Raw genomic sequence first — 9,481 nt, 5'->3', positions numbered from 1 at the left:
CCGGCGGGAGCCTGACCGCGGCCACGCTCGCCCAGCTGACCGCACACAGCGTGAACGTCGCGGCGGAGGCGGGCCGGCGGGGCTACGCCGGCGCGCTGCGCGTCGACTCGGTGCTGACCGGCGACGGCTGGTTCGTCAGCGGCGTACGGGCCGGCACCGGCCGGCACGGCCCGGTCGCCCGGCTCGCCCGGGCGCTGGCCGGGCCGGACCACACCCGGGACCGGGTGCTGCTGACCCGCGCGGGCATCAAGGTGCGCGACTTCCCCACGGCCGTCGCGGCGCTCGAGATCGCCGAGGTGGCCTACGACCGGGCGGCCCGGACCGGGGTGGCCGTCACCGTCGACGCCACGGCGTGCCGCGGCGAAATCGGCTGGTGCGTCATCGGTCTCGACGCGGCGCACGCCACCCGGCTCGAACAACGGGCGCTCGCGGCGCTGCGGATGACGTGGAGCTGCGCCGAGTGACGATCCTGTGACGCCGCGGCGCGGAGGGTGGAACCATGGACACAGCAACCGGTACGCACCCGGTGACGCGGGCCCCGGCCGAGCTCGGCCCGGCCGGGCTGCTGACCGTGCTGAGCGGAGCCGGCCTGTCGATCGTCGACTTCTTCATCGTCAACGTCGCCTTGCCCACCATCGACCGCACCCTGCACGCGACGCCCGTCGTGCTGCAGCTGGTCGTCGCGGCTTACGGGATCGCCTACGCCACCCTGCTGGTGCTCGGCGGCCGGCTCGGCGACCACTTCGGCAGGCGGCGGCTGTTCGCCGTCGGCCTCGGCCTGTTCACCCTCACCTCGCTCGCCGGCGGCCTCGCGCCGACGGCCGGCCTGCTGGTGGTGGCCCGGGCCGCGCAGGGCGCGGCCGCGGCGCTGATGGTGCCGCAGGTGCTGTCGATCATCCAGGCCGCCACCTCCGGCGAGCGTCGGTCGAAGGCGCTGGGCTGGTGGGGTGCCACCTCCGGGCTGGCCATGTGCGCCGGCCAGCTGGCCGGCGGCCTGCTGGTGACGGCCGATCTCGGCGGCCTGGCCTGGCGGCCGATCTTCCTGGTGAACGTGCCGATCGGGCTCGCCTGCCTGCTGGCGCTCCGGCGGACCGTGCCGGAAAGCCGTTCGGCGCGCCCGCTCGGCCTCGACCGGGCCGGCACCCCGCTCTTCGGTGCGCTGGTCCTGGCGGTCCTGGTGCCGCTGATGGCCGGCCGGGCGCTCGGCTGGCCGTGGTGGACGTGGCTGTCGCTGGGTGCCGCCCTGGTGCTCGCCGTGCTGTTCGCCCGGACGCAGCGACGGGCCGAACGGCGGGGCGCCACCCCGCTGCTGCCGCCGTCCCTGCTCGCGCTGCCCAGCATGCGGCGCGGCTTGGCGCTCAGCGCCCCGTTCTTCGCCGCCTTCGGCGCCTTCCTGTTCGTGTACGCGCTGACGCTGCAGGACGGTCTGCGGTTCAGCGCCGCCGGGGCCGGCCTCGCGATCACTCCGATGGCCCTCGGGTTCCTGGTCGCTTCGCTCGTCAGCAGCAGGCTGACGGTCCACATCGGACAGCGGGTGGTGACGACGGGCGCGGTCGCGCAGGCGGCCGGGATCGCCGTCCTCATCGGCACGGTCCTGCTCGAGTGGCCGCACGTGCCGATCCTCGCGCTGGTCCCCGGCATGGCCCTCGCGGGCTTCGGCCAGGGCCTGACGATGACGACGATGTTCCGCGTCGTCCTTTCGCGAGTGCCCGCCGCGCAGGCCGGCGCCGGGAGCGGGGTCCTGGTGACCGTGCAGCAGGTGTCGGTGGCGGCGGGCGTGGCCACGCTGGGCAGCTCGTACCTGTGGCTGGCCGAACCCGGGGTGCTCGGCATCCGCGACGCCTTCGCCGGCGTCATGGCGGTCCAGATCCTGGTCGCCTTGGTCATCTTCGCGGCCGGCCGGAAGCTGCCCGACCCCCGCGGCTGAGCACTCACGTCACCGTGGCGGACCGCAGCGAAAGCCCGAAGGTGGCAGCCAGCCGCTCCGCTTCGCGGTCGAAGCCGGCGCGGAACGCCTTTCCCTTCTCCGGCCGGACGGCGAACCGCCCGTCGACGGCCAAGCCGCCGTCCGTCACCGTGCAGCACACCCAGCCCACCGCGCGGTCGCCGGTCAACAGCGGCAGGGCGTAGTACCCGAACCGCCGGGCGGCCGCGGGCGTGTAGGCCTCGAACCGGTACGGCCAGCCCCACAGGGTTTCGAAGCGGCGCCGGTCCCAGACGACCGGGTCGAACGGGGCCAGGAAGCGGACGCGTGGCGGCACCGGCGTGTCCGGGACGACGGCGTCGGCGGGGCGGGCCCAGGCGCAGCCGGCCACCTCTTCGACGACGAGTTCCCCCGATGCCACCAGGGCATCGACGGCCGCCGACGCGTCGATGCCCCCGCGGCGGCGCAGCTGCACGAGCGCGCCGCGCAAGGTGGGCACCGGCACCGGCATCAGCAGCCGGGCCAGGTACCGGGCCAGTGCTCGCGCCGGGTCGGCGGGCTCCGGCACCGGTGCGGCGGGACCGTAGAGCTTCACGCCGTTGCGGCGCCCGGCGACCCGGACCAGCCAGTGCCGGTGCAGCTCGTCGAGCGCGTGCGTGGTGGCGGTCGACGTCCCGCCCCAGAGGTTCTCCACGCGCGCGTCACCCAGGCGCGCGGCGACCTCCCGCGGGTGGACGACGCCGACCTCGTCGACGAGCGCGAGGACGTCCGCGGCCACTCCCGAGGGCCGGTATCCGAACTCCGGCCGGCCGCGGGGGTCGGCCAGCGCGCGCAGCCGCGGGGTCATCGCGCCGTAGACGTGCAGGTAGCCCTCGTCCAGGCCGAGCCGGTCGTAAGCCCGCTCGAGACCGCCCTCGCGGTAGCCGCGCACCCGGTGCCGCAGGATCAGGTCCTGGGCCCGGCCCGGACGGCGGATCGGGTCGTACTGCACGAACTCCAGCGCCGCGACGGCGGCGGCCAGCGCCCCCGGATCACCCAGGGTGGCGTGCACCGCCGTCGCCCGCAGGCGCTGGAGCCGGCCGGTTTCCCTCATGAAGCGATCATGCAGCGCGCACCGTGTCCTCGTCGTCGGGGGCGTCATCGGGGGTATCGCCGGGGGTTTCGTCCGGGGCAGCTTCGCCGGCCGGGACGGCGACCGGCTTGCGGCGCTTGAGGCGGCTCAGCAGCGGCCCGGTCATCAGCGTGGTCACCACGGCCATGATCACCATCGCGGTGAACAGCCGCGTGTCGAGCACGCCGAGGCTCAGCCCGACGTTGAGGATCACCAGCTCGGTCAGGCCGCGGGTGTTGAGCAGGATGCCGAGCGCGACCGACCGGTGCCCGTCGGCCCCGGTGAGGCGGGCCGCGCCGACGGCGCCGGCGAACTTGCTCACGCACGCGACGGCGATCACCGCGAGCACGATCACCACCCCGCGCATCCCCAGCGTGCCGAGGTCGACCGAAAGCCCGGTGACGGTGAAGAACACCGGGAGCAGCAACAGGCTCATCTGCTCGATCCGCACCGGCACCTCCGGCGCGCTCTCGGCCACCGCCTTCCGCGGCACCACGGCGCCGAAGAGGAACGCCCCGAACACGACGTGCAGGCCGATCAGGTCGGTGGTCCACGCGCAGGTCAGCAACCCGGCCATCAGCACGGTGTGGACCGCGAGCCTGCTGCCCGCCCACTTCCGCTGCGGTGCCAGCAGCCACTTCAGGGCCGGGCGCACGAGGTACACCAGCACGAGGACGAACACCGCCGAGCCGAGCGCGATCCGGCCGAGCGGCCACGGACCGCCGACCGTGACGACGGCGACCACCACGGCCAGCACGCACCACGCGAGGAAGTCCTGCACGGCCGCGCTGGCCAGCGCGACCGTGCCGAGGCGGCTGTGCTGGAGGCCGCGCTCGGTGACGATCCGGGCCAGCACGGGGAAAGCGGTGATCGACATCGCCGCGCCGAGGAACAGCGCGGGCCCGAGCGGGCCGCCCAGCTTCAGCTCGTGCCGGTCGAGCCACGGGTACAGCAGCAGGGCGAGCCCGGCACCGAGCGCGAACGGCAGCGCGACCGACACGAGGGACACCGCGGTCACCTGCTTGCCGACGCCCCGCAGCCGCGAAAGCCGCAGTTCGTAGCCGACCCCGAACATGAACAGCACCAGGCCCAGCTGCGAAAGCACGGTGAGGTAGGGCCGGGCCGCCGGCGGGAACAGCACCTCCGTCGGGTGGCCGGGCAGCAGCCCGAGCAGGCTGGGGCCGAGCGCGATCCCGGCGATGATCTCGCCGAGCACGGCGGGCTGCCGCAGGCGTTTCGCGAGCACGGCGAACGCGAACGCCGTCACCAGCAGCAGGCCGAGGTCGGCCAGGACGATGCCGGCCACCGCTTCGCTTCCGCCGGCGGGAGCAGCTTGGATGTGGGGAGTCACGGATCGACCACCTTCGGGGGAAAGCCGCCGCGACGCCGGGACGACCGGCACTCACTCCCGGTCGTACCGGACGCCGAGCAGGACGGCGAGGATCACGACGGCGCCACCGGCGATGCCGTTGGCGCCGGGCACGTCGCCGAGGACCAGCCAGGTCCACACCGGCGTCATGGGCGCATCGAGGACGTCGATCAGCGCCGCGTCCCTGGACGGCACGCGGCCGGAGCCGACGACCAGGAAGACCCGGCCCAGGCCGAGGGTCACGATTCCGAACAGGGCCGAGACGGCGAACCCCTTCGGGTCGAACAGGTCGCGGTCCAGGAACGGGGCCGCGAGGAGGCTGGAGAGCAGGCAGGCCAGCGCGGACGCGGCCAGCATCGGCGTGTCCCGGTGCCGCCGGGAGATCAGGATGACCCCCGCCACGCACATCGTCATCACGAAGGCCAGGCTCATGCCGACCAGGTCGCCGCCGCTCAGGCCGCCGCCGGCCATCACGCCGACCCCGACCACCACGCCGGCGCCGGACACCCAGAACACCGCGGACGGCCTGCGCCGGAAGAAGATCAGCTGGGCCAGCCCGACGACGATCGGGATGGTCGCGTAGATGACCGACACGTTCACGACGCTGCCGAGCCGGTAGGCCCCGACCAGGCTGGTCATCCCGACCGTGAAGAGCCCGGCCACGGCGAGCGCGGGCCAGCGGAAGTTCGCCCGGTCCGTCATGCGCTGCTTGGTGAACAGCCGGGCCACCACCCAGATCGCGAGGGCTCCGAACACCCCGCGCAGGAACAGCACGTCACCCAGGGACTGCGTCGTCGCCCGGGTGAACAACCCGATCGTGCTGAACGACGTCGCCGATCCCAGCATCAGCAGGATGCCGACGACCCGCTCGCGGCGCGCGTGCGCGTCGCTCGACTTTTCCCGCACCACCGGTTCCACGTCCGACCTCTCGTCATCCACCGGACCAACCTACGGCACCGCGCCGGCCCCGGCCGGTTCGTCCGTCCACAAAGGACGCCGACCGGGGACGACCGCGGTGGTCAGAAGACCTGGGTCCCGCCGACGCTGTTGAGCTGCTCCGGCGCGAAGAAGGTGTGCTTCTCGAACACGGTGTCGTAGTCGCCGCGCGCGAGCGTGTCGTCGGGCAGCTTCCCGGTCGGGCGGTAGGCCCGGTGCGGCGACTTTTCCGGGTCCACCGGCTCGTTCGACCGCGCGTTGTAGACGCAGTGCATCAGCGTGCGCGGCCGGCTGGTGCTGTTGGGCAGCGACCCGTGGAGCATGTTGGCGTGGAAGAAGACCGCGTCGCCCGCCTCCATCTCGCACGGGACGACTTCCAGCCGGTCGATGATCTGCGCGGTCCGCACCGGGTCGGCCACGTGCGCGCCGCCGACGTCGACCATGTCGATCCGGCCGAGCTTGTGCGAGCCCTTGACCACCTTCAGGCAGCCGTTCTCCAGGTTGTTCGAGTCGAGCGCGACCGAGCACGTGACGGTGTTCGGGTAGACGCAGTCGTCGTACCAGTAGGCGTACCCCTGGTGCCAGTCGACCGCGCCGGGGACGTCGTCGCTCTTGCGGACGAGCTTGATGTGCCAGAAGTAGCTTTCCTCCCCCAGCAGCAGGGAAGTGTTGTCGACCATCCGGGCCAGGCGCGGCAGCTTGCCGGCGTAGGTGTCGTTCTGCTCGCACCAGATGGTGACCTTCCACAGCTTCCCTTCGAGATCGGGGATGCTGGACTGCGAACCGCGGATGTCCGGGTGGCGGTCGAGCTCGTCCTGCAGCGGGCGCAGTTCGTCGGCCGAGAAGAGCCCGCGCTTGACGACGAACCCGTCCTCGTGGAACCGGGCGGCCTCGTCCGGGGTCAGCAACCGTTCGGTGGCGGCCACCGGGGCGGCGATGGAAGTCATTTCGTGTCTCCTTCGGTTGTCTTCACTCGAGGTGTTCGGCGAGCCGGGTGACGTGCGGGGACCGCAGCATCGAGAAGTGGTCACCCGGGATGCGGACTACGGCAACGGAAGTACCTCCCAACTTCTCCTCGGCTTCGGCGGCCAGCCCGGCCGCGCGGGCGGGTCCGGGACCGACGCCGGTGGCGGTCTCGGGCACGGCGATGACGATCGGGCAGGCGAGCTCGTCGACGACCTGCGCCGAGCGGGCGATCTCGCAGTTGGCCCGGTAGCTTTCGTAGGCCTCCGCCCGGCTGTCCCCGGACAGGCGGCCCGCCCCGCCGCCCAGTTCCAGCAGGCGGGTGAACTCCTCTTCGGCGGCGGGGCCACCGGGGGCGGCCGTGGCGACGGGTTCGCCGTCGACGACCACGAACCGCCGCAGGGTCCGTCCCCGGCGCTTGAGCTCGACGGCGAGCGAGCAGGCGACCATCGCGCCGAACGAGTGGCCGACGAGCGTGATCTCGCCCTCCGGCTGCACGCGCTCGACCTCGTCGGCCAGGTCGCCGGCCACCGCCACGACGTCGGTCCGGCCCGCCGCCCCCGCCTCGCGGGTCGGCGAAGCCAGCGTGACCAGCCCGGCCGGCGTCGTCAGCGCGCTCTCCAGATCGGGTGCGCCGTCGAGCCGCCCGAAGATGCCGGCCACGTAGAACACCGGGCCGGTGGCCGCCGGGGCGACCCGCGGCCGGACGGCGTCCGCGGCCGCGGCCAGGGTCGGCGCGTCGGAGAGGTCGTTCAGCGGCACCCGCACCCCGCTGCGGCGCTCGATGAGCGCGCGGACCTCGATCAGGGTGAGGGAGTCGACGCCGTTGTCGGCCAGCGACCGGTCCGCGGCCAGCTCGCCGGGCGCCACGCCGAGCACGGACGCCACCGCCGCGGCGACGAGCTCGGCACCGGACTCCGGCTCACCGGTTCCGCCGGCCGGGGCCGCGGTCGTGGTTCCCGGCGCGTCCGGAGCGGCAGCCGGGCGGGGCAGAGCGGGCAGCAACGCGGTGTGGAACGGGTGCCGGCGCAGGACGGCCGCGCTCAGGTCGGCCGCGATGCCGGGCTCGCCGGTCCGGCAGGCCCGGTCGAGCTCGGGGAGCAGGACGGCCGGAGGCAACGGGCTCTCCCCCGCCCGGCGCAGCGCGGCGTTCAGCCCGCGCCGGGCGGTGACGCCGACGCCGTCCCACGGTCCCCACTGCACCGCCACCACGTCCGGTGCGGCGGCCAGGCCGTCCAGGTGGGCGCAGGCCATGCCGTGCGCCGCCTGGCCCGCGTTGCCGAGCAGCACGCTGGTGGAGCTGAACAGCACGAACCGGGCGGCGGTGCCGGCGAAGGCGGCCCGGAGGTGGTGGCTGCCGCGGACCTTGGGCCGCAGCACGGCTTCGAGGTCTTCGGCGCGGACGGTGTCGATCGTGCCGTCGCGCAGCACCGCGGCGAGGTTGAGCACGAGCGGCTTCGCCGCGTCCGCCGTCACCCGCGCGGCCACTTCGCGGACCTCGGCCGCGTCACCCACGTCGGCGGTCAGGTAGCGGACCCGGACCCCGGCGTCCGCGAGCCGGGCGGCGAACCGCTCGGTGTTCTCGTCGAGGACGGACCGGCCGACCAGCCACACCCGGCCGATGCCGTGGGTCGTGGTGAACCATTCGGTGACGGCGTGGGCGAGATCGCTCGAACCGCCGAACACCACGAGTGCGTCGTGGTCGAGGGGCTCGCCGTCCGGTGCGGAACCGGCGGGTTCGACCGCGGGCAGCAGGAGCGTCCCGTCGCAGATCCTCGCGGCGACGTGCGCGCAGCCGTGCGTCAGCAGGGTCTGCACCTGCCGGACGGTCTCGGCGGGGTGTCCGGGCCCGTCCACCGCCAGTGCGAGGGTCCGGACCCGGCGGTCTTCCGAGGCCGCGACCCGGGCCAGTGCCGCGGCCATCGCCCCGGCCGGCCGCACGGCGTCCCCGTCCGGGGTGCAGAGCACGAGGGTGTGCAGCCGCGGGAGCTCCTCGGCCCGCCGGACCGCCCGCAGCAGCGCGGCGGCGAACCACCCGGCCGTGTCCGCGTCCGGCTCGCCGGGCTCGAACCGCAGCACGGCCGTGCCCGCCGACGACGGCAGCAGCCCTTCGACGTCCGCACCGGTCGCGACGTCGACGACGACCGGCTCTTCCCGGTCCGCCGGCCGCGGGTTGGCGCAGACGAACAGCCCTTCGTCGGCGACGGTGTCCCCGGCGGGCAGCCCGCCGCACGCCCGGAGCACGTCGACCCGGCCGAACCGGCTGTCCAGCAGGGCCCGCCAGCGCTCTTCGGGCAGCAGCGGGTGGTCGGCCCGGATGTCGTCGTCGAAGGACCACCAGCTGTCGAGCAGCCCGAAGGTCAGGTCCACCCAGGCCAGTGCCTTGAGGTCTTCGACCAGCAGGACCAGCCCGTGCGGCGCGAGGCGCCCGGCGAGCCGGTCCAGGGTCGCGCCGACGTCCCGGGTGGCGTGCACGACGTCCACCGCGACCACGACGTCGTAGTCGTCGTCGAGCGCGCCGACCGAGGTGTCGGAGTCGAGGTCGGCGATCGCCGTGCGGAAGCCGGGGTGCTGCCCGAACCGCTCGGCGGCCAGCCGGTTCAGCCCTTCGCTGAGGTCGGTGAACGTGTAGTCGGCGGCCGGCCCGTGCGCGCCGAGCGCGGCGAGGACGCCTTCGGTGGTGGCGCCGGTGCCGCCACCGACCTCGAGGACCTTCAGCGGCCGCGGGGACCGGGCGGCCGCCGCGGCCGCGACCACGCCGGCCAGTGCGGAGTTGAGCCGGTTGAGCAGGAACGAGCCCTGGTAGTAGGACCGCAGCCGGTCCGCGCCGGAGCCGCCGAAGAGGATGCTCTCGCCGTCGAGGGATCCGTCGAAGAACCGGGGCAGCCGGTCGGCGCAGTTGCCGACGATGGCCCACTCGGCGTCCAGGGCGCCCTCCGGCGGCACTTCCGTGACGGCCGGGCGCGGGCGGTCGAGCAGGTTCCCGAAGGCCCGCAGCCGCCGGGTGTCCGCCGGTGTGGTCCCGGTCGTGGCGGCCAGGTACGCCCGGCCGCCGGCCGAGTCGAGGACGCGCACGGCGTGGTCTTCGAGCTGCCGGATGCGCCGCTGGTACCGCGTGACCTCGTCGTCCGGCGCGGACAGGGCGGCACGGGCCCGCTCGAGCGCCGCGGCGACCGGG

General features: G+C 74.3%; 7 protein-coding genes. 2 read left to right on the top strand and 5 right to left on the bottom strand.

Translation table 11 applies throughout. The features are described from left to right. Positions 1–464, top strand: a 464-nt coding sequence (locus tag CCN39_RS50245; RefSeq protein WP_208630398.1) for a peptide ligase PGM1-related protein, incomplete at its 5' end; no start/stop codon positions are given. A gap of 35 nt (positions 465–499) precedes the next feature. Next, complete coding sequence (locus CCN39_RS27330) at positions 500–1,927, top strand: MFS transporter (protein WP_086846656.1); 1,428 nt, start codon at positions 500–502, stop codon at positions 1,925–1,927. Between the two features lie 4 nt (positions 1,928–1,931). Here the strand turns inward: CCN39_RS27330 and CCN39_RS27325 are convergent, their stop codons facing one another. The 5 genes from CCN39_RS27325 to CCN39_RS27305 form a co-directional block, all read right to left on the bottom strand. Beyond that, positions 1,932–3,017 (bottom strand): DNA glycosylase AlkZ-like family protein, encoded by a 1,086-nt coding sequence (locus tag CCN39_RS27325; RefSeq protein ID WP_158104547.1) that lies wholly within the window; start codon positions 3,015–3,017, stop codon positions 1,932–1,934. A gap of 7 nt (positions 3,018–3,024) precedes the next feature. After that, complete coding sequence (locus tag CCN39_RS27320) at positions 3,025–4,386, bottom strand: cation:proton antiporter (protein WP_244211035.1); 1,362 nt, start codon at positions 4,384–4,386, stop codon at positions 3,025–3,027. A 51-nt stretch (positions 4,387–4,437) separates the two neighbouring features. After that, positions 4,438–5,343 carry a DMT family transporter gene (locus CCN39_RS27315; RefSeq protein WP_143264168.1) on the bottom strand — a complete coding sequence of 302 codons (906 nt, stop codon included), beginning with the start codon at positions 5,341–5,343 and terminating at the stop codon, positions 4,438–4,440. An 80-nt stretch (positions 5,344–5,423) separates the two neighbouring features. Further along, on the bottom strand, positions 5,424–6,287 hold the full coding sequence (locus tag CCN39_RS27310) for a phytanoyl-CoA dioxygenase family protein (RefSeq protein ID WP_086846650.1): 864 nt from the start codon (positions 6,285–6,287) through the stop codon (positions 5,424–5,426). A 22-nt stretch (positions 6,288–6,309) separates the two neighbouring features. Next, a partial coding sequence (locus CCN39_RS27305; protein WP_143264167.1) for a KR domain-containing protein occupies positions 6,310–9,481 on the bottom strand: 3,172 nt, incomplete at its 5' end.

This window comes from Amycolatopsis kentuckyensis (genome assembly GCF_002155975.1).
GTDB classification, from domain to species: Bacteria; Actinomycetota; Actinomycetes; order Mycobacteriales; family Pseudonocardiaceae; genus Amycolatopsis; species Amycolatopsis kentuckyensis.
This window is presented reverse-complemented; position numbering and strand designations above follow the sequence as displayed.